The sequence below is a fragment of the Candidatus Spongiisocius sp. genome (genome assembly GCF_965221825.1).
Classification (GTDB): Bacteria; Actinomycetota; Acidimicrobiia; order Spongiisociales; family Spongiisociaceae; genus Spongiisocius.
The window spans coordinates 3,060,673-3,086,321 of record NZ_OZ244917.1 but is presented as its reverse complement, the minus strand read 5'-3'; the positions used below and the strand labels follow the sequence as shown (position 1 = coordinate 3,086,321).

At 67.4% G+C, this 25,649-nt stretch carries 22 protein-coding genes; 11 read left to right on the top strand and 11 right to left on the bottom strand.

The window, feature by feature from the left end; genetic code table 11:
• Positions 1–22: 22 nt before the first annotated feature.
• Positions 23–1,291, bottom strand: a complete 1,269-nt coding sequence (locus ACOQPD_RS14225) for a M20 family metallopeptidase (protein WP_420612619.1) — start codon at positions 1,289–1,291, stop codon at positions 23–25.
• 136 nt (positions 1,292–1,427) lie between these two features.
• The gene (locus tag ACOQPD_RS14220) at positions 1,428–1,829 is read right to left on the bottom strand and encodes a DoxX family protein (RefSeq protein WP_420612618.1); all 402 of its coding nucleotides are present in this window, start codon (positions 1,827–1,829) and stop codon (positions 1,428–1,430) included.
• Between the two features lie 98 nt (positions 1,830–1,927).
• On the opposite strand from ACOQPD_RS14220, the gene ACOQPD_RS14215 reads away from it, so the two are divergent.
• Genes ACOQPD_RS14215 through ACOQPD_RS14205 form a run of 3 tightly spaced genes read left to right on the top strand, consistent with a single transcriptional unit; the run spans position 1,928 to position 5,636 of the window.
• A complete protein-coding gene (locus ACOQPD_RS14215; RefSeq protein ID WP_420612617.1) occupies positions 1,928–2,800 on the top strand; it encodes an FAD binding domain-containing protein in 873 nt (290 codons plus the stop codon).
• Positions 2,797–3,297: a (2Fe-2S)-binding protein gene (locus tag ACOQPD_RS14210; RefSeq protein WP_420612616.1), complete on the top strand. Its 501-nt coding sequence runs from the start codon at positions 2,797–2,799 to the stop codon at positions 3,295–3,297. The genes ACOQPD_RS14215 and ACOQPD_RS14210 overlap by 4 nt, the downstream gene beginning before the upstream one ends.
• A complete protein-coding gene (locus ACOQPD_RS14205; RefSeq protein WP_420612615.1) occupies positions 3,294–5,636 on the top strand; it encodes a xanthine dehydrogenase family protein molybdopterin-binding subunit in 2,343 nt (780 codons plus the stop codon). Before ACOQPD_RS14210 ends, ACOQPD_RS14205 begins: the two co-directional genes overlap by 4 nt.
• Positions 5,637–5,708: 72 nt before the next feature.
• Here the strand turns inward: ACOQPD_RS14205 and ACOQPD_RS14200 are convergent, their stop codons facing one another.
• From ACOQPD_RS14200 to ACOQPD_RS14190, 3 genes are read right to left on the bottom strand one after another with little or no spacing between them, the layout of a single operon-like run.
• A complete protein-coding gene (locus tag ACOQPD_RS14200; protein ID WP_420612614.1) occupies positions 5,709–7,169 on the bottom strand; it encodes an amidase in 1,461 nt (486 codons plus the stop codon).
• The gene (locus tag ACOQPD_RS14195; protein WP_420612613.1) at positions 7,166–7,357 is read right to left on the bottom strand and encodes a hypothetical protein; all 192 of its coding nucleotides are present in this window, start codon (positions 7,355–7,357) and stop codon (positions 7,166–7,168) included. The genes ACOQPD_RS14200 and ACOQPD_RS14195 overlap by 4 nt, the downstream gene beginning before the upstream one ends.
• The gene (locus ACOQPD_RS14190; RefSeq protein ID WP_420612612.1) at positions 7,354–8,346 is read right to left on the bottom strand and encodes a nitrilase-related carbon-nitrogen hydrolase; all 993 of its coding nucleotides are present in this window, start codon (positions 8,344–8,346) and stop codon (positions 7,354–7,356) included. Before ACOQPD_RS14190 ends, ACOQPD_RS14195 begins: the two co-directional genes overlap by 4 nt.
• 30 nt (positions 8,347–8,376) lie before the next feature.
• Here ACOQPD_RS14190 and ACOQPD_RS14185 point away from each other — a divergent pair, with 30 nt between their 5' ends.
• From ACOQPD_RS14185 to ACOQPD_RS14160, 6 genes are all read left to right on the top strand, one after another.
• Positions 8,377–9,369 carry an LLM class flavin-dependent oxidoreductase gene (locus ACOQPD_RS14185; protein WP_420612611.1) on the top strand — a complete coding sequence of 331 codons (993 nt, stop codon included), beginning with the start codon at positions 8,377–8,379 and terminating at the stop codon, positions 9,367–9,369.
• Between the two features lie 219 nt (positions 9,370–9,588).
• On the top strand, positions 9,589–11,724 hold the full coding sequence (locus tag ACOQPD_RS14180; protein ID WP_420612610.1) for an ABC transporter substrate-binding protein: 2,136 nt from the start codon (positions 9,589–9,591) through the stop codon (positions 11,722–11,724).
• Positions 11,725–11,932: 208 nt separating this feature from the next.
• Positions 11,933–12,778: an ABC transporter permease gene (locus ACOQPD_RS14175; protein WP_420612609.1), complete on the top strand. Its 846-nt coding sequence runs from the start codon at positions 11,933–11,935 to the stop codon at positions 12,776–12,778.
• Complete coding sequence (locus tag ACOQPD_RS14170) at positions 12,775–13,785, top strand: ABC transporter permease (protein ID WP_420612608.1); 1,011 nt, start codon at positions 12,775–12,777, stop codon at positions 13,783–13,785. The genes ACOQPD_RS14175 and ACOQPD_RS14170 overlap by 4 nt, the downstream gene beginning before the upstream one ends.
• Positions 13,786–13,852: 67 nt before the next feature.
• Positions 13,853–14,854 carry an LLM class flavin-dependent oxidoreductase gene (locus ACOQPD_RS14165; RefSeq protein WP_420612607.1) on the top strand — a complete coding sequence of 334 codons (1,002 nt, stop codon included), beginning with the start codon at positions 13,853–13,855 and terminating at the stop codon, positions 14,852–14,854.
• 3 nt (positions 14,855–14,857) lie between these two features.
• Entirely contained in the window at positions 14,858–15,418 is a 561-nt protein-coding gene (locus ACOQPD_RS14160) for an OsmC family protein (RefSeq protein WP_420612606.1), read from the top strand.
• 61 nt (positions 15,419–15,479) lie between these two features.
• Here ACOQPD_RS14160 and ACOQPD_RS14155 read toward each other — a convergent pair whose 3' ends face one another.
• Complete coding sequence (locus tag ACOQPD_RS14155; RefSeq protein ID WP_420612605.1) at positions 15,480–16,298, bottom strand: ABC transporter ATP-binding protein; 819 nt, start codon at positions 16,296–16,298, stop codon at positions 15,480–15,482.
• Between the two features lie 228 nt (positions 16,299–16,526).
• Here ACOQPD_RS14155 and ACOQPD_RS14150 point away from each other — a divergent pair, with 228 nt between their 5' ends.
• The gene (locus tag ACOQPD_RS14150; RefSeq protein WP_420612604.1) at positions 16,527–17,897 is read left to right on the top strand and encodes an MFS transporter; all 1,371 of its coding nucleotides are present in this window, start codon (positions 16,527–16,529) and stop codon (positions 17,895–17,897) included.
• 127 nt (positions 17,898–18,024) lie between these two features.
• On the top strand, positions 18,025–19,089 hold the full coding sequence (locus ACOQPD_RS14145) for an alcohol dehydrogenase catalytic domain-containing protein (protein ID WP_420612603.1): 1,065 nt from the start codon (positions 18,025–18,027) through the stop codon (positions 19,087–19,089).
• Between the two features lie 73 nt (positions 19,090–19,162).
• Here the strand turns inward: ACOQPD_RS14145 and ACOQPD_RS14140 are convergent, their stop codons facing one another.
• The 5 genes from ACOQPD_RS14140 to ACOQPD_RS14120 all read right to left on the bottom strand — a co-directional run bounded on the left by ACOQPD_RS14140 (position 19,163) and on the right by ACOQPD_RS14120 (position 25,524).
• Complete coding sequence (locus ACOQPD_RS14140) at positions 19,163–21,412, bottom strand: xanthine dehydrogenase family protein molybdopterin-binding subunit (protein WP_420614395.1); 2,250 nt, start codon at positions 21,410–21,412, stop codon at positions 19,163–19,165.
• 133 nt (positions 21,413–21,545) lie between these two features.
• Positions 21,546–22,532 carry an alpha-ketoacid dehydrogenase subunit beta gene (locus ACOQPD_RS14135; RefSeq protein ID WP_420612602.1) on the bottom strand — a complete coding sequence of 329 codons (987 nt, stop codon included), beginning with the start codon at positions 22,530–22,532 and terminating at the stop codon, positions 21,546–21,548.
• A gap of 11 nt (positions 22,533–22,543) precedes the next feature.
• On the bottom strand, positions 22,544–23,563 hold the full coding sequence (locus ACOQPD_RS14130; RefSeq protein ID WP_420612601.1) for a thiamine pyrophosphate-dependent dehydrogenase E1 component subunit alpha: 1,020 nt from the start codon (positions 23,561–23,563) through the stop codon (positions 22,544–22,546).
• Between the two features lie 12 nt (positions 23,564–23,575).
• Entirely contained in the window at positions 23,576–24,565 is a 990-nt protein-coding gene (locus ACOQPD_RS14125; RefSeq protein WP_420612600.1) for an alpha-ketoacid dehydrogenase subunit beta, read from the bottom strand.
• Positions 24,565–25,524, bottom strand: a complete 960-nt coding sequence (locus tag ACOQPD_RS14120) for a thiamine pyrophosphate-dependent dehydrogenase E1 component subunit alpha (protein WP_420612599.1) — start codon at positions 25,522–25,524, stop codon at positions 24,565–24,567. Before ACOQPD_RS14120 ends, ACOQPD_RS14125 begins: the two co-directional genes overlap by 1 nt.
• Positions 25,525–25,649: the final 125 nt, after the last annotated feature.

Sequence of the window (25,649 nt, the reverse complement as noted above, 5' to 3'; positions counted from 1 at the left end):
CCGGACTCTTTTCGGTACCCTCCTAGCCGCAGATATCCGCGATGCACTGTGCGTAGACCTTGGTGCAGCTGACCAGGTTTTCAATCGAGACTATCTCCCCGTACTGGTCGTACACGTCATAGACGCCATCCTTGCGGATACCGCCCGGACCGTAGGTGAGGGCGGGCACTCCGTACTCGTGGAGGATCGAGGTGTCGGCCGATACGTCATACCGGTACGGCTCCACCTTGCGGGAAGGCTCTCCGAACACTGCGCTATGGGCGCGTCCCACCGTCCGGACCAAGGGCTCGTCATCGGTGATCTCGTATCCGTTCCGGCACAGGAAGAAGGAGAGTTCGGTGTCCAGTTCCGGATCTTTGTCCCGCAGGTCATCCAGGAAACCCTGGACCTGGCGGTGGACGTCCATGATCGTGGCGGTGGGCGGGAATCGGAAGTCGAGGTAAAGGGTGCAGCTCCTGGCCGGGTTGACGGCCGGCTGGAAGGAGTTCCCACCCCGGATCGCCCCGAACCCGATCCGCGTCCCCATAGTCGGGTGGGCGTGGGAGGCGGCGAACTCCGATTCCCAGGCCCGGAACGCGTCCAGCACCCGGACCCCCTTCTCGATGGCATCGTCCCCGTGCTCCTTCGACCAGGTGTGACGGGAGAGGCCCTTTGTTGTGACCTTGGCGAAGACGTAGCTCGAATTGCCGGTCTGGACCCTGAGGCCGGTCGGCTCGCCGATGATCGCCGCGTCCGCCACCACACCGTGCTGCGCGGCATACATGGTGCCGAGGCCGCCGGCCCGGTAGGCCGGACCGGAGAATTCGTCGGTGGGTGACTTCTCCGTCTCTCCGATCACGCCGGCCACGATGATGTCCCCCCGGAGTTCGACGTCTGACTCCTGCACGGCCCGGATCGCTCCGTGGTAGGCGGCGAAGGCCGACTTCATGTTCGACACCCCGAGGCCGTAGATCCACCCTGTCCCATCGAGGGTCGCCTTGGGAAGCAGCCCGAACGGCATCCCCGGATCCTTGCCGGTCATTCCCGTGTCGAAGTGGGCTCCGAGCAGCAGGCTCCGGCCCCTGCCGCTACCCCTGAGACGGCCGATCACGTTGTACCGGTCGGGTTCGACCTCCTGGAGTTCGATGTCCATCCCATCGATCTCCCCGAACCGGTGCGCCACGTAGTCGGCTATCGCACCTTCCTCTCCGGTAGGACTCGGGATGTCCACGAGGTCGCAGGTCATACCCACCATCTCGTCCTCGAGTTCGGGGGTGAAGGCGGGCAGCAACCGGTCGAGTAGTTCATTCATGGTCGGGGTCTCTCTTCCTTCGTGATACGCAGACCTCCCCGGGGAACGCGGCGGGCTTCCTGCCCGGTCCTCGGGCAAGGCATGACCGGGCGGCCTGGCTGCGTCCGGTTGCTTCGCACATTCTCGGGTAGGGACCTCAACCGGCCCAACCGACCAGGGCATCGACGCTCACCTGGCCGGGACCCGCCAAGAGGATGACCACGCCCACGATGATGAGCGTGAACGGCCAATCCCAACCGTCAACGAAGCCCTGCTTCCACTTCACCATCGGTATCGCGAGGATGAGAACCAGGATCAATGGGATGACCGCAACCCGGGTCGCCAAACCGACGATCAGGAGGATTCCGCACAGCGTCTCAACGTATCCGGCCAGCAACGCCACCGCGGCAGGGTAGGGCACGCCCTTGCTCCGCAAGAGCTTCTCGGTGCGGCGCGGGCCGTGGCCGGTGTCGGCCTTCCTGAAGATCTTCGGCCAGCCGTGCGCTATGAAGACGGCCCCCATCGTGGCTCGCAGCAACCCCATCGCAAGGTCATCCACCGCTACTCCTCCCGCTGCCCGGTACGCCGGAGCGGCACAGTGAGGCCACCCGTCCCGCCCGCGGGCGGCGACGGCTCCGGATCGGATACTCTAAACATGTGAAGCCCCCGCCCTTCCGGTACGCCGCACCGACCACCCTCCCCGAGGCGACTGCCATGCTGGCGGGATCCGATGGTCGGGCGCTCGTGCTGGCCGGGGGCCAGAGCCTCATCCCCATGCTTCGCCACCGCCTGGTCGGACCCGATGTACTGGTGGATCTCCGTGGCATCGATGCCCTGCACCGGATCTCCTTCGACGGACTCCGCACTCTCAGGCTGGGGGCGATGGTGACCCACGCCGCCCTCGAGCGTTGGGCTTCGGCTCACGACAAGGCTCTTCTCACTGATGCCGCCGCGCAGATCGGCCACCCCTCGGTAAGGACGATGGGCACCGTGGTAGGGAGCCTCGCCCATGGGGACCCGGCAGCCGAGTGGAGCGCAGTCGCCCTCGTCCTTGCGGGAGTGTGCAACATCACCGGACCGGACGGAGATCGGGAGATCGGGGTCGACCGGTTGTTCACCGGGCCGTTCTCGACCAGCCTGGCCGGCCCGGAGCTCATCACCTCGTTGACCGTCGTTCTCCCCGGTCCTCGCGCCGGAGCGGCCTTCAGCGAGGTGGCGCCACGCCCCGGTGACCCGGCCGTGGCCGGAGCGGCCGCTGTCATAACCCTCGACGGGCAAGACGTGAGGAGCGCCCGCGTGACCCTCATCGGCCTGGCCCCTACCCCATGCCGGGCCCCGACAGTCGAAGCCGCCCTCACCGGCCGCCCGGCCTCGGTCGGTGTCGAAGCGGCCGCGCAAGCCGTGGAGGACGACATATCCCCATTGGGAGACATCCACGGTTCCGAGGACTACCGCCGGCGGGTGGCGCCGGTGGTGGTCACCCGCGCCCTGCGATCGGCGCTAGCCCGGGCGGGGGAAGGCAGATCGTGAGCCGGTCGGTCCAGATCACGATGCTCGTGAACGGTGTCGAGCACACTCTGGCGGTAGAGCCCCGCATGGTCCTGGCCGACGTGTTGAGGGAGCGCTTCGATCTCCACAGCATCCACCTGGGATGCGAGGAGGGGGCGTGCGGCGCCTGCACCGTGCTCGTGGACGGTGAGCCGGTCACGTCGTGCCTGGTCCTGGCCGTACAGGCCGGTGGTCGATCGATCACCACGCTGGAAGGATTGGACGGCGATCCCACGATGACGGGTCTCCAGGCCTCCTTCCATGAGAACTTCGCGCTCCAGTGCGGATTCTGCACGCCCGGCATGCTGGTCAACCTGTTCTCCCTGCTCGAGGAGCGGGCATCCCTCTCCGCTCCCTCAGAGCAAGAGGTTCGTACCCGCCTCAACGGAAACCTGTGCCGGTGCACCGGCTACCAGAGCATCGTCACGGCGGCGTTGCAGGCGGCCCGATCCGCCGGCGCCGGGCGGGAGGATTCGTGACAGCCCGCACGACCTTCGGCAAACCCATCCTCCGCCGGGAGGACAGCAGGTTCCTCAAGGGCAAGGGCGTCTACGTACCCGATATCAGGTTGCCCGGCACGGCGGAAGCGGTCGTCGTGCGAAGCCCCCACGCCCATGCGCTGATCAGCGATATCGACGTGTCGGAGGCAGCCGCCGCACCGGGCGTGGTCGCGGTGATAACCGCCCGCGACCTGACCGACACCGGGGTCTACCGCCCCTACCACAAGTCGCCGCCCGCATTCGCCGACCTGCTCCAACCACTCGAGAAGGGTCACGACGTGCCGCTCCTGGCCGCCGAGCGGGTGAGGAGGGTCGGCGAACCGATCGCGCTGGTCGTGGCGGAGAACCGCTACCTCGCCGAGGACGCCGCCGGGCTGGTACGGGTCGATTACGAACCGCTGGAGCCGGTGCTGGACGCCGAGGCGGGCTTGCGGTCGGATGCTCCGGTCATCCACGAGGAGTTGGAGGACAACGTCCAGAGCCGGGTCAGGGTCGAGGTCGGCGACCCGGAGGGGGCAATGGCGACCGCCGATCACACCGCCGCGTTCCGGTTCACCATCCGGCGGCAGATCGGAAGCCCACTGGGGACCAGGGCCGTGCTGGCCCGGTTCGACCCGGAGGAGGGATGCCTGGCTGTCTGGTCCGCCACCCAGATGCAACACCTGGCTCGCAAGGTGATCGGGGGGATTCTCCGGCTGGCCGAAGACCGGATCCGGGTCGTCTGCCCGGACATGGGCGGCAGCTTCGGAGGGGGCGTCTACTACGAGGACATCCTGATCCCGTATCTCGCTCGGCGCTTGGGCCGTCCGGTGCGCTGGACCGAGGACCGGAGGGAGAACCTGGTCAACGCCCGCCACGCGCGGGACCAGATCCATGAGGTAGAGGTGGGATTCGACGACCGGGGACGCATCCTCTCCCTTCGCGACCGGATCCTCGTCGACATGGGCATCGCCAACTTCTACGGGCTGGTGGTGCCCTACAACACGATCTCGCATCTGAAGAGCCAGTACCGGATCGACAACTACGAGGCCGAGGCCACCTGCGTGATCACCAACAAGACCCCGAACGCTCCAGCCAGGGGCGCCGGGCGGGTCACCGCCGCCTTCGTGATCGAGCGGGTGCTGGAGCGAGTGGCCCGCCGGCTCGACCTCGATCCGGCCGAGGTGAGGAGGATCAACCTCATTCCCTCCGATGCCATGCCCTTCGACACCGGAGTGCCGTACCGGGACGGCAAGCCCTCGGTGTACGACAGCGGCGACTTTCCTGCCCAGTTCGAGATGGCCCTGGAGGGGATCGGCTACCACGACTTCCGCGCCCGCCAGGCCCGGCTTCGGGCCGAGGGCCGATACGTGGGGATAGGCATCGCGGCCCACATGGAGGGAACCGGTTTCGGGCCTCCCGAGAGCGCCATCGTCAGGGTTGACGGAACGGGAGCCGTAACGATCCTCAGCGGCTCCAACAACCATGGCCAGAGCCACGAGACCACCCTCGCCCAGGTCTGCGCCGACGCTCTGGGCGTGGACATCGACACCATCTCACTCAGGGACGGCGACACCGCCCTTATCCGCCACGGTGGCGGCACGTTCGCCAGCAGGACCGCGGTCACGGGCAGCATGGCGGTGGCAGGCGCGGCCACCGAACTCCGGCAGAAGGCCATCGAGATAGCCGCCGGCCTGCACGGGCTGGACGCCCGCGGGCTCACCGTGGTCGGCGGGGTTATCCGTGACGGCTCCGGCGCCCGGATCACGACGCTCGCCGAGGTGGCCCGGCGTGCCGGCGATGGGACCGGAGACGGAGCGTCGCCCGGCGAGGAAGCACGCTTGGAAGCGATCGGCTCCTTCGCGTCGCCCACCGTCACCTGGGCCTCGGGAACCCATGCCGTCACTCTCGAGGTGGATCGTGACACCGGCCACGTCAGGCTGGAGCGTTACGTGATAGCCCACGACGCGGGCAACATCATCAACCCGGCGGTGGTGGAGGGCCAGATCGTGGGCGGCGTGGTGCACGGGATCGGCAACGCGCTGTCGGAGGAGGCGGTCTACGACGATGCCGGCAACCTGCTCACCGGCAGCTTCACGGACTACCGGCTACCGAGGGCCGTAGACGTCCCACCCGTCGAGGTCCTCCACCAGGAGTTCCCCTCCGCGCTGAACGAACTGGGAATCAAAGGATGCGGCGAGGGGGGAACCGTGGGGGCACCCGCCGCCATAGTCAACGCCGTCGAGGACGCCCTCCGCCCGCTGGACCTGCGGATCACCGAGATGCCGCTCCAGCCCGAGAAGTTGCTGAGGTACATCCACGAGGCTGAAGCTGAGTGATCGCAACTTCCCCCAGCACTGCAGGCAGCACAGCATCGGACCCTGAACTAACCCTGGTGATCCACCGCGGTATCAAGCCTCGTGATCGTCCCACGTGCCAGGCAGCGGCGGTGGCCGATAACCACCGTTGGCGGCCTCGTAGGCGGCCGCGGCTCTGAGCAGTAGCGGCTCGTGCAGCGGGGCGGTGGCCAGCTGCAGTCCCACCGGCAGGCCGTCGACATGGCTACCGGACGGGATGGAGATGGCCGGAACACCGACCAGGTTCCAAGGAAGGGTCAGGCGGGTCGTCAACCTGCTCTGGCCACCCGGCTGTTCGAGGTCGACGTAGTCCGTCTCGCCGATCCTCACCCGGTCGGAGTCGATGGGAAACGCCACCGTCGAATTGCAGGGGGTCACTACGACGTCCACGACCTCGAAAACCCTCGTTATCTCGACCACCATGCTGTTCCGTACCTGCATACCCCTCCGGTGGTCGGCCGCGGAGACGAATTCGCCGGCAAGGATGCGGTAGCGGATCTCGGGCGTGGCGAAGCCCTCCTGGCCCGCCAGTGCGTACGGCAGGAGGACGGATTGCGACTCGTGCTGGGCTGCCGCCAGAGCCAGAGGCGTGTCGTAGAAGGCCGACACGTCTACGTCCACAAGGGTCGCCCCCAGGTTCTCGAATGTACGGAGCGCCTCCCGGACCGCGTCCTTGACTTCGGGCACCGTGTCGTCGAAGAAGAACGACGTGGGTACCCCCACCCTCAGACCGCGTACCCCCGCCTCGAGACCGTCCCGGTAGGAACCATCGAACCCGGATCGGATGGACATCGGGTCCTTGGGGTCATGTCCTGCCAGGGCGTCGAGCACGATCGCCGCGTCATGGGTGGTGCGGGCGATCGGGCCGACGGTGTGATGCCACGAACTGGTCGGCGGCAGCTCCCCGAGACGGCTGATCAGCCCGTGGGTGGGCATCAGGCCCACCACGCCGCAGTAGGAGGCCGGCGTCCGGATCGATCCCCAACCGTCGGTGCCCACGGCGGCCCACGTCATGCCTGCGCTCACCGCCGCCGCCGAGCCGCCACTCGAACCGCCCGGGATGCGCGACGGATCCCACGGGTTGCGCACGGTGCCGAAGTACATCCCCTTGCACGTTCCGCCCATACCCCACTCGTGCATGTTGTTCTTCCCGAGGATGATCGCCCCTGCTCGCCGGAGACGGGTAACGACCTCCGCGTCGAAGTCCGTGGTGCGATCACTCCAGAAAACGGACCCGTTGGTGGTGGGAAAGCCTGCCACCGCAATGTTGTCCTTGACGGCAACGGGAATGCCGTGAAGCGGGCCTAGATAGGCACCGCCCGCTATCGAATCCTCCGCTGCGCGCGCCTCGGCCAGCGCTCCCTCCTCGAACACGGTGATGTACGAGCGCAGCAGGCTGTCGAGGGACTCGATCCGTTCCAGCGCGGTACGGACCAGCTCGACCGGAGAGACCTCCCCGGCGGCGACCAGCGGCGCCAGCTCGCTGATCGACGCGACGGCCAGGTTGTCGCTCAACGCCCACCCGCGTACGCGCCGGTCCGAGGATCCACCAGGGCCGGGACCTGCTCCTCCAACTTCTTCGACCTGCGGAGGATCTGGACCACGTAGGGAACCAGCGCCTCGGCATCCGCATCGTCGAGCGCCTCCCCGAAACGATCCCGGATGAGGCGCCGGGCGCGCTCGGCCCATTCGTCCGGAGTCACCGATCCGGCCTTCCGGCATCCGGAACAACTCCCGGTCCAGGACTCTCCGGAGGGGGTGCCCCTTCCCGGCTCCAGGTGATTCGGAGGAGGTCGGGACGATCGTACTGGCGGTTCACGAGCTGAGCCCACGTACCGGCATCCGGATCGATGTCCGCGTAGAGGATCCCCTCGCCGCGCTGCGGACCGGCCAGCACCGCGCCCCGCGGTGCATAGATCACGGATCCGGGCTCCTCGATCATGGCTTCCAGGTCGGCCTGGTGGCTCCCGTCGCCCCCGACCCGGGTCGCCGCCGCCGGATCCGACGCCGCTGCCGCCGCCACCACGTACGCCGTGTTCTGGTAGGCGACCGCCCGCCCGGTGATCGACACCACGTTGTGCATAATGCCTGGTGCGTGGAAATGGGGAGGCCACAAGGCAACATGGATCCGGGCGCCGAGGCTTCGCATGGCGTACGTGAGCAGCGGGTTGGAGTTCTCGCCGCCGGCCAGCACGCTAAGCGGTCCCCACGGAGAGTCGAATACCCGGATCGACTCGGCGCCGCCCGCATGGAAGAAGACCCGCTCCCCCACCGCGGGCACCAGCTTCTGCCTCGTACCGAGCAGCTCGCCGGAAGGGGAAATCACCAGCTGGCTGTCGAACACCACGCTCGTCCGGGGATCGGGGCGCTCCACGACACCGATAACCAGCATGGTTCCGGCCTTCCGGGCAGCCTCGCAAAGAAGATCGGTCTCCGGTCCGGGCACCGTGACCGCGTTGTCCACCATCCTGGTTGCGAGTTCCCTCGACCTGGCAGAGGTGGGGGGTAGCGAGTGGAACCAGATGGGATGCCCCGGAAGGTAGTTCTCGCCGAAGGCGACCAGGCGGGCTCCTCCCGCTGCCGCCTCCGCGATCAGGTCGCACGCCTTGTGCAGCGAGCCGGCCCGGTCGAGAAACACCGGGGCCGCCTGCACGGCGGCCACCCGGACGGGTACGTCAGATCCGGAGGGCACACGCTTGATCGTATACGATGTCCGGCAGCGATGAGCCTCCGCTTCGGACTACTGCTACCACACTTCGGCCCGCACTCGACCTGGGATCGAGTCTTCGGGATCGGGCCTCGCCTGGAGGAACTCGGATTCTCGGGTGTCTACTTCCGGGACCAGCTGGGTTTCACGGGCGGAGTCTCCTTCGAGAATCCCAGCCATCGCTTCGTGGATCCGTTCATAGCGATGAGCGCCGTGGCTGCCACGACCGGCCTGACCGTGGGAATGGCGACCCTCACCCCGATCCGGCCACCCGTCCTACTGTCCCAGATGGTGGGATCCCTGGCCTATCTCGCTCGGGGAAGGATGGTGCTGGGGGTGGGACTGGGCGGGCAACCGAACGCATTCCGCCTGGCCGGCCTCTCGATCGACGACCGGGTGGCCCTGTTCGAGGAGATGGTGGCGGTGCTGCGGGCCACGTCCCGTCCTGAAGCCTCCCATCGCGGACCCCAGATCGGTTTCGAGGGTCTCACCCTCGACCCGGGGCCGCCCACGGACCTGGAGCTGCTCTATTGCGGGTCCAGCCTTGCCGCCATCCGGCGGGCCGTCCGTTTCACGGACGGATGGTTCCCCGGCCGCTGCCCCTTCCGGGTCTTCGACCGCTTGTCGGAGCGACTGCGGGAAGAGGCCGGAGCCGCCGGCAAGACGATGCGGGTCGCCATCGTCCCGCTGGTTTCTCTCGACCGGAACCGGGAACGCGCCCTTGCGAAGGTCAACGTCGAGGGGATTCTCGAGGAGTCACGCAGGAAACCGGCCTGGCGCCCGGATGGGCCGTTCCACTCGGCGGATGACTTGGGAGGGGCGCTGATCGCCGGCAACAGCGACGATGTCATCGCGGGCCTCCGGCAATTGGAGGCACGGGGGGTCGATGAGGTCGTGCTCGATCTGCGGGAGCGGATGGACGTATACGAGGAGAGTATCGAGCAACTCGGCGCCGAGGTCATCCCGTCGTTCGTGCCCCGTCCCAACAACGAAGGATCAGGCGGGTAGGCCCGACCGTTCCTGCCTTCCCGCCACCGTACCGAAACGCTCGTTTCCTGGCTCCGAAGCTGCAATCCGACCGGCGTGCCGAGTCAGATCAGTTGCGAGGCCAAGCGACTCTGTATACATTATGCAGACTTGGTAGTTGCACGTGGGGACGTGCGGCGACCTTGGACCAGAGGTGGCGGGACTCCTCGCGCACCCTGCCCCTTACCGGAGGGAGTTCGGATGAAATACAAGAGGCTGTTGGCCCTGATGCTCGGGTTCGCATTGCTCGCCGTTGCCTGCGGTGGCGATGAGGATACGACCCCGGATACCCAGGCACCGACAACGCAAGCGACCCAGCAAACCGAGGCACCGGCCACTACCCAGGCAATGGCCGACGAGCCCGACGATGCGATGATGGATGCGGACTCGATCGCCGATATCCGGTCCCGTATCGAGGGCCAGTCGGTGGTCGTGGGCAGTTCGGGATTCCCGAACGCGTCGCTCACGGGAGCGTTCCGGACGATGGACTTCCTGCGTGACGACTTCGGTCTTGACGTGGAGTTCCGCCTGCTGGACTCCGACCCACTGGTAGCCGCGACCATCGCGGGTGAGGTCGAGGTTGGCCAGCTGTCCCTGGCCGGTATGGCCAACGCGGTGTCAGCGGGTTCGGACTTCGTGGCGTTCGGTGGTGACGACCAGAAGAACTCGTTCATCATCGCCGCCAAAGCGCCGGTCAGCTCGATGGAAGAGCTCCGCGGCCAGCCCGTGGCGGCCACCCAGAGCCTCAACCAGATCACCGGCCAGACCCTCCAGAAGTGCTTGGCCGACGCCGGTATGACCGTCGATGACGTCCAGCTGGTGCGTTTGGCGCATACGGGCGAGGCGACGCAGGCGATCTCGTCGGGGCAGGTTGTCGGGGGTATCTCGGCGACTTGGCGTCTCACCCAGTTGACCCTCAACGAGGGTCCTGGCGCCTACAACATGCTTTGCGCCGGCTGGGAGGCCGCTCCCCAGATCTCGTCCGTGTGGTACGCCGAGCGGGCCTGGGTCGAGGCCAACCCGGACATCGCGCTGGCGTTCAACATCGCTTCGCTGAAGTCGGCCCGCTGGGCGCAGGAGGACAAGCAGCGCTGGATCGACTACGCGCTGTCCAAGATCGAACGGCTCACCCCCGAAGCCGGATCCCTCGACTACGACAGCCTCCTTGGCGACCTTGACATGTGGCCGGTCAACGGGTCTCTTGACCGCGACCTGCTGCAGACCACTCTCGACACCTCCCTCGAGTTTGAGGCCGTCGACCGGGCCTACACCGTCGACGAACTAGTCACCTTCGAGTTCCAGGACAAAGCGCTCGAGATCCTCGGAGTCGCCGAGCGCAACCCGGACATCGGACCGATGGCCGACGATGCGATGATGGATGCGGATGCGATGATCGCCGACATCCGGTCCCGTATCGAGGGCCAGTCGGTGGTCGTCGGCAGCTCCGGCTTCCCGAACGCGTCGCTTACCGGAGCGTTCCGGACGATGGACTTCCTGCGTGACGACTTCGGTCTTGACGTGGAGTTCCGCCTGCTGGACTCCGACCCGCTGGTAGCCGCGACGATCGCCGGCGAGGTCGAGGTCGGCCAGTTGTCTCTGGCCGGTATGGCCAACGCGGTGTCGGCCGGTTCGGACTTCGTTGCCTTCGGTGGTGACGACCAGAAGAACTCGTTCATCATCGCCGCCAAGGCGCCGGTCAGCTCGATGGAGGAGCTGCGGGGTCACCCGGTTGCGGCGACGCAGAGTTTGAACCAGATCACCGGCCAGACCCTCCAGAAGTGCCTGGCGGACGTTGGTATGACCGTCGACGACGTGCAGCTGGTCCGCCTCGCTCATACCGGTGAGGCGACCCAGGCGATCACGTCGGGGCAGGTTGTCGGGGGTATCTCGGCGACCTGGCGTCTCACCCAGCTGACCCTCAACGAGGGCGAGGGCGCATACAACATGCTGTGCGCGGGCTGGGAGTCCAACCCGCAGATCTCCTCGGTGTGGTACGCCGAGCGGGCCTGGGTGGAAGCCAACCCGGATCTCGCGCTGGCGTTCAACCTCGCTTCGCTGAAGTCGGCCCGCTGGGCGCTGGAGGACAAGGATCGCTGGATCGAGTACGCGCTGTCCAAGATCGAACGGCTCACGCCGGAAGCAGCCGCCATCGACTACGACGGGCTTATCCACGAGTTGGACATGTGGCCGGTGAACGGGTCGCTCGATCACGACCTGATGCAGACCACCCTCGACACCTCCCTCGAGTTCGAGGCCGTCGACCGGGCCTACACCGTCGACGAACTAGTCACCTTCGAGTTCCAGGACAAAGCATTGGAGATCCTCGGCCGGATGTAGGCAGGGCCGGGAAGAAGGAACCACCTGTGGACCGCCGGTCTCTCGATGGAGCCGGCGGTCCGCAGGATCGCCAGGTCACGATCCTGCGGGGGTCCTGGCTAAGGTTCGCGGAGGGTGCCGGACAACGGCGCCGGGCCCGAGGATGCGGGCGGCGGCCGGATGCTCGGCATTCTCGTTGGCGCATTGATCGCACGGGGAGCAACCGGACATGGCAGCAGTCGAGACCCTGACCGCCCGGGAGCGGGGTTCGACCTTCCCACCCTCCAGGGTCGCCGGTCCCCTAATGCGCGTGCTGGACATCTTCCGGTCGAGTTGGACGATCCGGGTGCTCACCCTGGCGGTCATCCTCACCGGGTGGGAGGTCTTCGGACGGCGCACCAGTACCGTCACCTTCGCGTCGGCAACCAGGACCCGGGACGCTCTCTGGGAAATGACCGTCAGCGGCGACCTGTGGAAAGCATGGCGAGCCGATCTGGCGATCATGTTCACAGCCCTGGCCATCTCGGCGGTGGCCGGTGTCCTGCTCGGCTTTCTCCTGGGACGTTACCGCTCGATAGACACCACTGTGGAGCCGGTCTTCGTGGGTGTGTTCATGACGCCCAAGATCGCCCTGCTCCCGATCATCGCCCTGTGGCTCGGCTACCAGTTCAGCGCCAAAGTGCTGGTGGTGGTCCTGTTCAGCTTCTTCGAGGTCTTCTTCACCGTTCGCGACGGCATCAAAGTGACCAACGCCGAGTATGTGGACGTGGCGAGGTCCTATTCCATACCGGAAGGCATGATCCTCACCAAGATCGTCGCGCCGGCCACCGCCCCCTACATCATCACCGGGCTCCGGCTCGGCCTGCTCCACGGGATGGTCGGCGTGGTGCTGGCCGGATTCTTCCTCGAGGCGAACGGCATCGGCGGCCTCATAAGCAACCAGACGAACGAGTTCCGCATGCATACGACCTTCGCCGCCATGCTGACCGTCATGGCCGTGGGAGTCGCTATCAACCTGAGCCTGAGGCTGCTCGAGCGGTGGGTGACCCCGTGGAGCATCAAGGAGACGGTATGACCACCGGGTCCTCCACGGACGCAGCCTCACGCTCGAGCGAGGAGCCGCGGCGCCCGTTCCGGATCAGCCGCGTGAGGATCCTCCAGTTGAGCGGCATCGTGGTGTTCCTGGCGTTGTGGCAGGTGTTCGGAGGCCGCAAGCCCGAATGGTATTCGCAGCCCACCAGGACCGCCGGCGAACTCTGGCATCTGCTCGGCGCCGAGGAGGTGCTCCCGTACATCGAGGGGAGCTTCTGGCAGCTGCTCCTCAAGTCCTTGGGAGCGCTGGTGGTGGGCATCGTGCTCTCGTTCATCGTCGGGGTGATCCTCGGATTCCTCATCGGCCGTTACCGGGTCTTCCGGGTGGCGCTCGACCCCTACCTGGCGGCCATCTACTCGGTGCCCAGAGTGGCTTTCGTACCGATCATGGTGGTCTGGTTCGGGATCGCGGACCGCTTCCTGGCAGGCGGAGTCGAGGTTCCCTTGTCCAGGTTTGTCATAGCCAGCGTCGTGGTGGCCTGCTCGGTTCTCATCGCGTTTTCCACCGCGGCCGGGGTACACGAGTTGATGAAGGAGTACAACGAGGTCTCCTACGCCTTCAACCTGCGGGGCGGCAAGGGTGCGGTTGAGGAGTGGGCGGGAGCGATCCTGCTCGTCATCGCCTTCCTGGCCACCGCGGCGGGATGGCTCTCCCTGATACAGGGTGTGGTACTGGTGTTCGCCACAGTCGGTCTCCTGGTCGTCCGGGACCGGCACATGTTCCTGAAGATCCTCCTACCGGGGGCCGTACCGTTCCTGGCGACCGGCCTCCGCATCGCCGTGCAACGGGCTCTCATCGCGGTCATAGTGGCCGAGTTCCTGATCGGTGTGCCCGGACTCGGGTTCGTGATCCGGGACGCCCGGGCCGCGTACCACACCGACCGGCTCTTCGCCATGGCTCTGCTCCTGATGGTGCTGGGCGGGACCATCGTCACCATCACGAAAGCGGTGGAAGCCCGGTTGTCCTCCTGGCGACCGAAGGCCTTCTGAAACCCGGACCCTGGGAGACGTGAGCCTGCAACCGGAAAGCCATCCTCTCCGGAGGCCGGACACAGGAATGACCTTCGGGGTGCTGCTACCCCACTTCGGTCCCCACGCCTCCCGGACCCGCCTGATCGAGGGCATCACGCTCATCGAGGATCTGGGCTTCGACGCAGTGTGGGCCCGGGACCATCTCCTCTGGCATCCGCACAGCCACGAGGAACACACCGACATGACCTTCCTCGAGCCGTTCACCACGCTGCTCGGCCTCGGAACCCTGGTGGAACGCCTGGTCATCGGGACAGGAGTCATGATCCCGGTGCGCCACCCGATCCGGGTCGCCCAGCAGTACCTGACCCTGTCCTACCTCACGGGCGGACGCGTGATTGCCGGCTTCGGAGCCGGACACGGGGGCGAACTGCGTGCGGCCGGGATCGACCCCGACCGGAAACACCAGGCGGTACTCGAGATGATCGAGATCGTCCGCCGGCTGTGGGTAGAGAACGGGGTCACCTTCGAGGGGGAGATCTTTCGGGTTCACCACGCCTCCCTCGAGCCCAAGCTCGAGCATCCGCTGCCGATCCTCTACGGGGGCCCCTCGCGGCGGGCAGCGCGCATAGCCGCCTGCCACGCGGACGGCTGGCTGGCCGGCACCGTCCCGCTCACCACGGTCGACGCCCGGCTCTCCTACATGCGGGAGCTTCTGGGGAGCATCGACCACCTCTTCCTGTCGGCCACACCCCGCACGATCCTCGACGACGACCGGGAACGGGCCCGTAGCGGCGTCAACGTGGAGCGGATGTCGCGCGATGGCAAGCGCAACTGGGTCACGCCGCCCGGCGGAGCCTTCCGAACCCTTGATGACATCCGGGGCGTGGTGGTAGTTGGTGACGCCCATGACGTGGCGGCCGGAGTCCTGGAGTACTACAACCGGGGGTTCGATCACTTCACCTTCGACGTGCGAAACCAGTTCGACCGCTTCGAGGAGACCCTCGAAACGGTGAGCCGGTCCGTGCTACCGATCGTACGGGCGCAGATCGCCCGGTCGGGCATGCCTCAAGCAGACAGGAGGAAATAGACGATGGGGATCGTCGATCACGACAAGCTGAAATCCAACTACCTCGGACTGGTCGAGAAACTCGGCGGCAACCACGCGGCCGGGCTGGTCCATCCCTACGTGTCGGCCGAGACCATCGAAGACGTGAGCGTTAGTTCCTCCTTCATCCAGTACGACCGGGAGTTCACCTTCTTCGGGGATGAGGCGTTCGAGCGGGGCGGGCACGAGCGAGGCCCGAGCCCCATCCGCTACTTCCTGAGCGGGATCGCCTTCTGCATGCTGGGTTGGTACGCCAAGGGCGCCGCGTTCGCGGACTGCGAAGTTGAAGGGATGCGCATGAACATCACCACCCACCTCGACCTTCGTGGCGAGCATGGGTTCGAGGACAAGCCGGTCCACATCCAGTGGCTGGTGTTCGACATCCACGTGGACAGTCCCTCGTCCGCCGATTCCGTCCTGGCCATGATCGACTGGGGCGATGCCCGGTGCCCCCTCGGCGCCTTCTCCCGGCGGGCCGTGCCTGTGTACACGATGGTGAACCACAACAGCACGAAGATCCGCGATACGGTCCCGCGCCGCGTCTAACAGGGCAGCCGGTCAGGTAAGGATCGATCCGGCACACCGAAGTGCCAGACGGCGGAGCAGATCAGCTCTCGACGGTCTGGCCCGGTAGGAGCTTGTTCCAGATGTCGTAACGCATATCGGCGAACACAGGGTCGCGCTTGAGGTCTCCCTCGGTTCGTGGATAGGCGAACGGCACGTCGATCACTTCGTTGATCGTGCCCGGATGCGCCGACATGATGGCGATCTTGCGGGACAGGAAGAGTGCTTCGTCCACGCTGTGGGTCACGAAAACGACCGTCTTCCGAGTCTTGTCCCAGATCCTCAGCAGTTCGATCTGCATGAGCTCGCGGGTCTGGGCGTCCAGGGCGCCGAACGGCTCGTCCATAAGCAGGATCTCGGGATCCACGGCGAGCGCCCTCGCTATGCCGACCCGTTGCTGCATGCCCCCGGACAACTCGTGGGGATGGAGGTTCGCGAAGCTCTCCAGGCCCACCATCCGGATGTACTTCCAGGCGATCTCCTCGCGCTCCGACTTCGACTTGCCGGCGGCCTCGAGGGGAAGGGTCACGTTCCCCATGACCGTCCGCCAGGGGAACAACCCGAACTGCTGGAAGACGAAGGCGCGGTCACGACCGGGCCCTGTCACCGGCTTGCCCGAGACCCTCACCTCACCGGCGTCGTAGGGCACCAGACCGTCCAGACACTTCAGGAGGGTGGTCTTGCCGCATCCGCTGGGCCCGATCAGGCTGACGAACTCACCTTCCGCAACCGTCAGGTTGGCGTCACGCAGCGCCTGGACCGTCCCGTGCTGCTTCCCCCGCCTGCCGAAACGCGTCCCGGACGCGGCAGCCTTGCGGTAGTACTTGTCGACGTGGCTGATCTCGATCTTCGGACTAGCCATCGGGACGCCCCCACCTGCGCCTGCGGAGCGGTAACGGGTCGGTCATCGCACACCCTCCAGGGACGTGTATACAGTGCTCTGTATACAGGTTAGCGGAGGTACCGATGCGGCTCACGAGGAACCGGCACTCCCGTTCCCTACCTCGCTCCGTCCACCACACCGTGCTCCAACCGGAACCGTTTCGACGGCCGTCGGATACCTTCGGGGTCCATCGAACGGATGCCCCGGGTGTCAACGCCTAAGGGTCGTCTCTCTCCCACCGCCATCCTCACGATGGTGTCGGCGGCCGTCTTTTTGACCGTGGCCAACACATCTGCATCGGCGGTCTCCCAGCCTGCCATAGCCGAGGCCTTCGACGCCGGACCGGCGGATGTCGGTTGGGTCGTCTTCGGCTACTCGGGGGCCTTCGCGGTGGCGACCGCGCTCTACGGGAGGCTTGCGGCGCGCTTCGGGTTGGGGCGAACCCTGGCGTTCGGCATACTGGTCCTAGCGTTCGGATCGTTCATAGCCGTGGTCGCCCCCACGCTGCCCGTAGTGATCGCGGCCCGGATCATCCAGGGAACGGGTTCGGGGGCCATACCGACCCTCTCCGTGGCCATTCTCGCCACCAGATTCTCTCCGGAGCGCCGCCGGTTCGCCTACGGGATCGTCACCGCGGTGGTAGGAATCGCCCAGGCGCTGGGCCCCATGATCGGTGGGCTGCTCGTGGACCTGGTCAGCTGGCGAGCCGCCGTGGCGATCGGGATGCTCATCTCGCCCGTGGCCGCCTTCGTATGGTACGACCAGCCCCAGCGCGGCGATCCGGCCAATCGCCTCGACTACGCGGGCGCCGGGTTCGTGCTGTTGATGATCGGCGGTTTCGTCTTCACCATGAACAGACTCCCCGTAGAGGGGGCCGGCTTCCTGACCGGCGGCGCGATCGTGGCGGCCGTGCTGGGCGCTGCATTCTCCGCCCGCAGAGCGAAGCAACATCCGGCGCCGTTCATCCCCCTGCCGGTCGTACTCAACCGTGGCTACTTACCGCTAGTGGCGGCAGGGTTCGTGGGAAGCGCCTCCTACCTCGGCACGGTGGTCGGCCTACCGTCCGCCCTGGCGAGGGTTCATGTGATCGACGCCATCGGCATCGGGCTGGTCCTCGTGCCCGCAGCCGCCTCGGTCGCGGTCGCGTCGACCGTCAACGGCATCGTGGTACGCCGGTTCGGTCACGGCGGCACCACGGTGGTCTCCTTGCTTTTCCTGTTCGTGGGTACCGGGTTGTTCGCGGTCCTGGGCATAGACCGCAGCCTCGCTTCCGTCGCCGTGATCGGGATACCCCTGGGCCTCGGCTTCGGGCTCCTGACGCCTCCGCTGGTGGATGCTGTGACGGAGCGCTTCGAGGGCCCCAACCAGTCGATAGCCATCGGCATCTTCTATCTCGGGTTCTTCCTCGGCGGATCCACGGGGGGTGCGGTGACGACCGGGATCATCCAGCGCGACCTATCCGTTCCGCTGGTCGGTTCCGGGTTACCCGTGGCGGAGGCGGCACTGTGCGCTCTGGCTCTCGCCGGCGCCGCCATCATGGTCCGGGCGTCCAGGAATCGCGAAGCCGACCGAGTGTGACTCCCGTCTCGGGGCGGCCACGGTACCGCCGGGATCGGGGAGTGCGGCGGGTAATCTCGGTGGTCATGACCCGTCCGGCCACCCTCCGCAACACGAGGCCGATGCACTACCGATCGGATAGAAAACCGTGAATCAGCCCGGCACCATGCGGGCGGTGGCCCTGACGGAGCTGGGCGGTCCCCAGCACCTCGTGGAGACACGCCTGCCGATTCCGGCGCCCGCCGACGACGAGGTGCTGATCCGCGTCCATACGGTGGCGGTCAACCACCAGGACCTCTTCACCATGTCGGGACGGGCCCACAAGGCCGACCTGTCCTTCCCGCATGTGATGGGCATCGACCCCTCCGGGGTGGTAGCAGGCATCGGTTCACGGGTCGCCACGCTCGAGGTGGGCCAACGCGTGGTGGTCAAACCCCCGATAGCGTGCGGCGCCTGTGACTCCTGCGAGCGCGGCCAGGACGACTCCTGCCCCTACTTGCACAACGTGGGAGTCCACCGGTGGGGCGGGCACGCCGAGTTCGTGACCGTCCCCGAGCGCAGCGTGTTCGCCATCGCGCCCGGCCTCGGCCATGCGAATGCCACCGCCCTCGCCCATTCGTTCCCCGTGGCCGAGCAGATGTTCTCCCGGGTGGGGCTGACGGCGGACGATGTCGTGCTGGTGGCCGGCTCGTCGGGCGCCATCGGCTACGCCGCAGTACAACTCGCCAAGCTCGCCGGTGCGTTCGTGATCGGCGCCGCCGGATCCCCCGGACGCGCCGCCCTTGCGGTGGCGGCAGGCGCCGACGCAACCATCGACTACACGGCCGAACCCGGGTTCGCCGGTACGGTTCGCGGGATCGTGCCGGAAGGCGTGACCGTCTACCTGGATCCGGCCAGCAACCCCCGGGTGTGGACCGAGACGCTCAAGACACTCCGCAACCGGGCCCGGGTGGTCGTGTGCGGGTCGCACGCCGGACCGCTCGTCGAGCTGAACAACAACTGGCTGTTCAGGTCGCGGGTGGCGATCTACGGGAGCTCTGGATCCACCCGCCGGGGAATGCGCCGCTGCCTCGACCTGGCGGCGGCCGGGAGGATCGATCCCGGTATCGACTCCGTCCGGCCTCTCAGCAGCATCCGGGAGGCGTACGCCGACCTCGGCTCGAGGCGCAACGTCGGCAAGATCGTGCTTCGCGTCGCTGGAGAGGACGCGTAGCCGCTGCTGGACGAACCGCTCTCCCTGCGCCGGACCGCCACCGGTAGCGAGGGCTCAGCACCCGCCGGGACTGTCAGAGGGACCGGATCGCCGCCCACACCCGGGCCGGCGTGAGAGGGAAGCTCAAGGAGGTGACGCCGTCTCCACCCAAGGCGTCGTGCACCGCATTCAGGATGGCCGCCGGCGTACCGATACAACCCGCCTCCCCCGTTCCCTTGGCGCCGAGCGGGTTGCCGGGCGCCGGAGTCGTCGTCCGCCGGGTCTCGAGCGGAAGGGCCTCGGTAGCCGTAGGAACGAGGTATCCCGCCAGGTTGCTGTTCAGCGGCTGGCCTTCGGCGTCGTAGACGACCTCCTCCAGCAGCGCCTGCCCTATCCCCTGCATGATCGAGCCATGCACCTGGCCCTCGACGATCATCGGATTCAGCACGTTGCCACAGTCGTCCACCGCGACAAGCGACAGGAGGTGCACCTCACCCGTCTCGCGCTCCACCTCGACCACCGCCACGTAGCTTCCGAAGGGAAAGGTCTGCGCCTCTCCTATGTACATCTCCTCGGCGGCCAGCTCGACGCCGATGGCCTCCGCCCGGGCGCCCACCTCAGCGAGGGTGACCTCCGCACCGGGCGAACCGACCACGCCGAAGCTCCCGTCCACCAGGACGAGATCCGCCTCCGACGCCTCGAGCATCCCGGCAGCCACGGATGCGGTCCGGGTCCGAACCTCGCGGGCGGTCCGTAGGATCGCCGAGCCTCCGAGCTGTGCGGAACGGCTCGCGAAGCTGCCCACGCCACCTGCCACCTCGCCGGTGTCTCCGGCGTGGAACGTGACGCTCTCTACGGGAACGGTCAGCACGCCGGCGGCGATCTGAGACCACACTGTGCGGTGTCCCTGGCCGGCCGCGGCGGAGCCGGTGCGGACGACCACGCCACCATCGCCCCGCAGCTCAACCCTCCCGTACTCGCCGGACCCGACCGCACCGCCGGCGCGTTCGATGAATGCGCCGATCCCGATGCCGATGGGGTCGCCACCGGCGGCCTTACGCTCGGCCTTGAGCCGCCGCCACCGGTCGATCCCGACCGTTTCCAGGGCCAGCTCCAGCGCGGCCGCGTAGTCGCCCGAGTCGTAGATCGACCCCGTGTGGCTCGTGTACGGAAAATCGGCCGCATCGATGAAGTTGCGTCTCCGCACGTCCTCGGGCAAGAGCCCGACCGCCTCGGCGAACGCGTCCACGGCTCGTTCGATCGCGATGGCCGCCTCCGGCCTTCCGGCGCCACGGTAAGGGCCGGTCGGCGCCCGGTTGGTGACCACCGCGGTCGTGACAGCTTCGAGATGCTCGACGTCGTACGGTCCCTGGATCACCGACTGGGTGAAGAACGGGACACGCGATCCGGCGCAGGGGTAAGCCCCCGCGTCGCCCACCAGGTCAGCGACGATGTAACGGATCCGCCCGTCACGATCGCCACCGATCCGCATCGAGATGTGCTGGGCCCGACCGTGGGCTCCGCACATGAGCTGCTCGGTCCGGGTCTGTAGCCAGACGGCGGGCCTACCCAGGCGACGGGCGACAGCCGCGACGACCGGGTACTCCGGATCGAACTGGCCCTTGGTGCCGAAGCCACCACCGACGTCCGGCACCCTGACCCTGATCCTCGACGGTTCGAGGCCCAGCATCGCAGCGAGTTGATCCCGGAAACTCCTAGGCGTCTGATGGCCGCACCAGACCTCGAGTCCCCGCCCGGCAGGGCGCACGAGGATGGCCAGGGGCTCGATGGTCACCGGCGACAGCCTCGGGATCTCCACCTCGACGGAGGCCTCGATCTCAACGGCGGGACGCTGCCCCTCGGTGGCGATGGTCTTGCGAAGCACTACGTTGGAGCCGGCCTCGGGGAAGAGGAGCATCTGGTCCGCCGGCGCGGACGCGGCATCCACGACCGGCAACTCCTCGAAGTCGACCCACACCATGCTTGCGGCGTCGACTGCTTGCGCGGCCGACTCGGCGACCACAACCGCGATCGGTTCGCCCACGTAGCGGACACGATCGCGGGCCAGCGGCGGCTGGCCCATACCGGCGGCCTCCGGCGCACCGGGGTTCGGCGATGACGGCATATCCGGCAGTCCGAGGTCGTCGGCGCCGAGAACGGCAACCACGCCGGGGAGATCCCGCACATCGGCGAGGTCCGATGTAACCGCACTGCCGTGGGCCACCGGGCTGCGAACGAATGCGCAGTGGAGCGTACCGGCATCCACCAGATCGCCCACGTACCGGCCGGCGCCGGTAACCAGAGGTCGGTCCTCCAACCGCAACGGTGGACGGCCCAAAGCCATCACGACCGGGCTCCACCGGCGGTCCACTCCCTGCGTTGCCGGCGCAGGCCCTTATCAGGCGACAGGCCGCACGGGGCGTCGAAGGCTCTCACAAAGCAGGGCATCGCTCTTTGAGGGCACGCCACGGAGTGGCCTACCCCGCGGTCGCTCCCATCACCGCCCGGCCGGCGGCGACGATCTTGCCGGTGGTCGGCTCCACGTGCTGCTCGAGCGGAGGGCTGAACGGGATGGGGACGTCGGCCGCGGTCACACGTACCGGAGGGGCTACGAGGTCACCGAGCGAGTTCTCCGTGACCACCGCCACGATCTCCGCCGCTACGCCGCAGCGCCGGTGGCATTCGTCCACCACGACCAGCCGTCCGGTCTTGGCCACCGATTCGAGGATCGTCTCCTCGTCCAGGGGGGACAGCGTGCGGGGATCGATGACCTCCGCCTCGATTCCCTCGGCGCTGAGGGCCTCTGCGGCCTCCAAGGCACGCACCACCATCCACGACGAGGCGAACAGGGTCAGGTCCCCGCCAGGGCGCTTCACGTCCGCCACCCCGAACGGGATCGAGAATCCATCGTCCTCGGGAATCGGTCCGCGCGTGTCGAACAGCCGTACGTGATCCACCCAGGCGGTCGGGTTGTCGGATGCGGCGGCGGTGTTCACCAGACCCAGCACGTCCCGTGGTGTGGAGGGCGCCATTATCTCCAGGCCCGGCGTGTTCCAGAGCATCGCCTGGGGACTGTGAGAATGCTGGGCGGCGCCCCCACCCCGGATCCCGTGGTTGAAGTGGAAGATCATGGGCACCCGCGTGGCCCCACCGGACATGTAGTGGATGTTCGCCGCCTCGTTGACGATCTGGGGAAAGGCCTGGAACATGAAGCTGGCGGTGGCGATATCGACGATCGGCCGGAGCCCCGCTACGGCGGCGCCTATCGCCACGCCCACGTAGCCGACCTCGGCTATGGGCGGGTGGTACACACGGCCCGGATACTCCTGGTGCAGTTCGGCCATGATCGCCCGGTGCTTGGTCAGGCCCAGGAAGTACAGGCCCATCAGGTGGACCCGCTCGTCGGTGGCCAGCTGGCGCCTAAGGGACTCGACAAGCGCCTCGGCATAGAGCATTTCACGCATTCCCATCCTCCTCAGGCGTAGACGGACTCGAGGGCGGCGGCCGGCGGGGGGTAGGGGCTGTCGAGGGCGAACCTGACGGCCTTCCCCATCTCGTCCGTGACCTGCTCGTCGATCGCCAGGACTTCCTCTCCGGTCAGCATGCCGGCCGAGAGCAACTCCCTGACGTACCGGAGCAGGCCATCCTGCTCGCTGTGCCATACCGCGTAATCGTCCGGGATCGCCGAGGCGTCCCAGGCGTAGGAGAGATCGGTCGAGCCCGTAAGAAGTTGAGGCCACAGGGGACGGTTCCCCGGCCAGCGCACCGTGAGGGCTTCGATGAAGGTGGGTCCCCCGCCGCGGCGGGCTCGACCGATGGCGGTCGACATCGCTTCGTGGACGGCCCCCGAGTCGGTGCCGTCGACCGTGATCGTCGGCACCTTGAAGGCAGCGGCCAGGTCGGTCAGAGGGGCTGCCGCCATAGTCGACGACGGATACTCGTTGGCCTTCTGCCCGAGCGCCTCCAGGCTGTTGTTCTCGCACAGGTAGATGACCGGGAGGGATTCGAGGGCGGCGATGTTGATCGACTCGTGGAAGGTGCCCTCCTCGAGCGCCCCGTCGCCGAACAAGCAGACCGATACCCGATCCTGACCGAGCCGCGAGAAGGCGAAAGCGGCGCCGGTCGCCAGCGGGGTACACCCTCCGGTGGCCGCTGACGTGGTGGGGAAACCGTGCTCGACCGAGGCGATGTGGAGGGTGCCTCCCTTGCCGCGGTTGGTGCCGGTCTCCTTTCCCAGGATCTCAGCGTACATGGCCGCCGGGTCGGTCCCCCTCGCCAGGATGTGACCGTGGTTCCTGTGGGTGGTGAAACCCACGTCTCCCGGCTCGAGTTGGGCCAGCGCGGCCACGCCGGTGGCCTCCTGGCCGATGTACACATGGAAGTGACCGATGTCGTACTCGCCGGCCAGCTCGATCAGCCCCTCCTCGAAACGGCGGATGATCAGCATCCTGCTCAGGTAGTCGGTGAGACGGTCAACGGGTAGGTCCGGGATCACGAGCGTCCTCCTTCAGTCGATCCGCGCCGGGGCGGCCACGTCGAGCAGCCCGCGAACAGCGTGCACGATGTCTCGGGCGCCGGGGACGAACGCGTCCTCCAGTTCGGGCGCGGCGCCGACCGGCGCGAACGGAGCCCCGACTCTTGCGATCGGCGCCACCAGCGCGCCGTGGGCGGCCGCCTGGAGACGGGCCGCAACCTCGGCCCCGATGCCGCCGGTGGCGACGGCCTCATGGGCGACGACTACCCGACCCGTGCGGCGCAGCGATTCGAGCGCCGATTCCAGATCGAGCGGGGCCAGCCAGCGGAGGTCGATCACCTCGCACTCGATTCCGTCGGCGGACAGGGTGGCCGCCGCCTCCAACGCCGAGTGGACCATTCTCGAGTAGGAGACGATCGTCACGTCGTCACCCGACCGCCGGACCACCGCTCCCGATCCCGGCTCATCGCCCGACACCTCGCCCTTCTTCCAGTAAAGAGCGCGGTGCTCCACGCAGACCACCGGGTTGTCATCGGCGATCGCCGCCTCCAGGAGCCTCCGGGCGTCTCCGGGGAAGGCGGGCGCAACCACCTTGAGGCCCGGCGTATGCGTGAACCACGCTTCGAGGCTCTGGGAATGGTGGGCGCCGAATCTTCCACTGACGCCCCCCTGGACCCGGACGGTGAGCGGAACACGCAGGAGGCCTCCGGTCATGAAGCCCAGCTTGGCGGCATGGTTGACCAGCTGGTCCATCGCCAGGGTCACGAAGTCGACGAACATGATCTCCACGACGGGCCGCAGACCAGTGGCCGCGGCGCCGGCGGCCATGCCCATCACGGTGGCTTCGCTGATAGGGGTGTCCAGGATCCGGGCCTCCCCGAACTCGTCAACCAGTCCCCGGGTGGCGCCGAACGGTCCGCCGGGCCTGACGTCCTCTCCCAGCACGATCACCGAAGGGTCTGACAGCATGGAGGACCGCAAGCCTTGCCGCACCGCCTCGATGTAGCGAATCCGGGCAGCCATCACACGTAGACGTCACTGGTCAGGTCCCGCCGATCGGCCGGCGGATCCGCCAGGGCCTCCTCCGCCGCCCGGCCAACCGCGGCCCGGGCCGACACCTCGGCCTCATCAAGGGACTCTCGAGGCACCCCGCAGTCGCGCAGGCGCCCGGCGAAGCGGGCGACGGGGTCCCGCTGCTTCCACTCGTCCCGTTCGGCGAGCGTCCGGTACCGGGCAGGATCGCCCTCGTAATGACCGCGCAACCGGTGGGTGAGAACTTCCACAAAGGCCGGGCCGGCACCCCCTCGGGCGACAGCCACCGCATCCTCGACCGCCGCCCTGACGGCCAGGACGTCGCCCCCGTCGACAGTGACCGAAGGGATCGAGTAAACGGTGGCGTAGTCGGCCAGGCGCTCCACGACCGTGTGGGCCGACAGAGGCGAGAACTCGACGTACCCGTTGTTCTCGCACACCAGAACCACCGGCAACTTCCAGAGCGCCGCCAGGTTGAGGCTCTCGTGGAACGGGCCGCTCTGCCCTGCCCCGTCGCCGAAGAAGGCCACCGAGACCCGGTTCTCCTTCCGGGTGACGCTGGTCAGGGCAGCACCGAGCGCCAGGGGCAGATTCCCGGCCACCACGCCGGTGGCGGTGATGAACCCCACCTCCGGCGCCGAGATGTGCATCGATCCGCCCTTGCCCTTGCAGTAGCCGGTGGATCGACCGGCGATCTCGGCCATCAGCCGCCGGATGTCCGCTCCCTTGGCTATGGCATGGGCGTGGGATCGGTGGGTGCCGAACACGTAGTCGCCGGACCGGAGCGCGGCGCAGGTCCCCACCGCCGACCCTTCCTGGCCGATACCGAGGTGGATCAGCCCGACCACCTCACCGGCTGCGTACAGCTCGGAGACCTTCTCCTCGAAGGCCCTGATGAGCCACATCCGTTCCAGAATCTCCAGATCCGTCGGCGGGCTCGGTTCGGGCATGCCGGGTCTAGTGTTCTGTCTGTGGAATGGCGGTGTGGTATGGCGTCGGCAGCGGTGTTCCTCGCAAGGCCCGCTGACGAAGGCGTACCCGCAGCGGTACGTCGAGGAAGCGGAACGCAGCGACG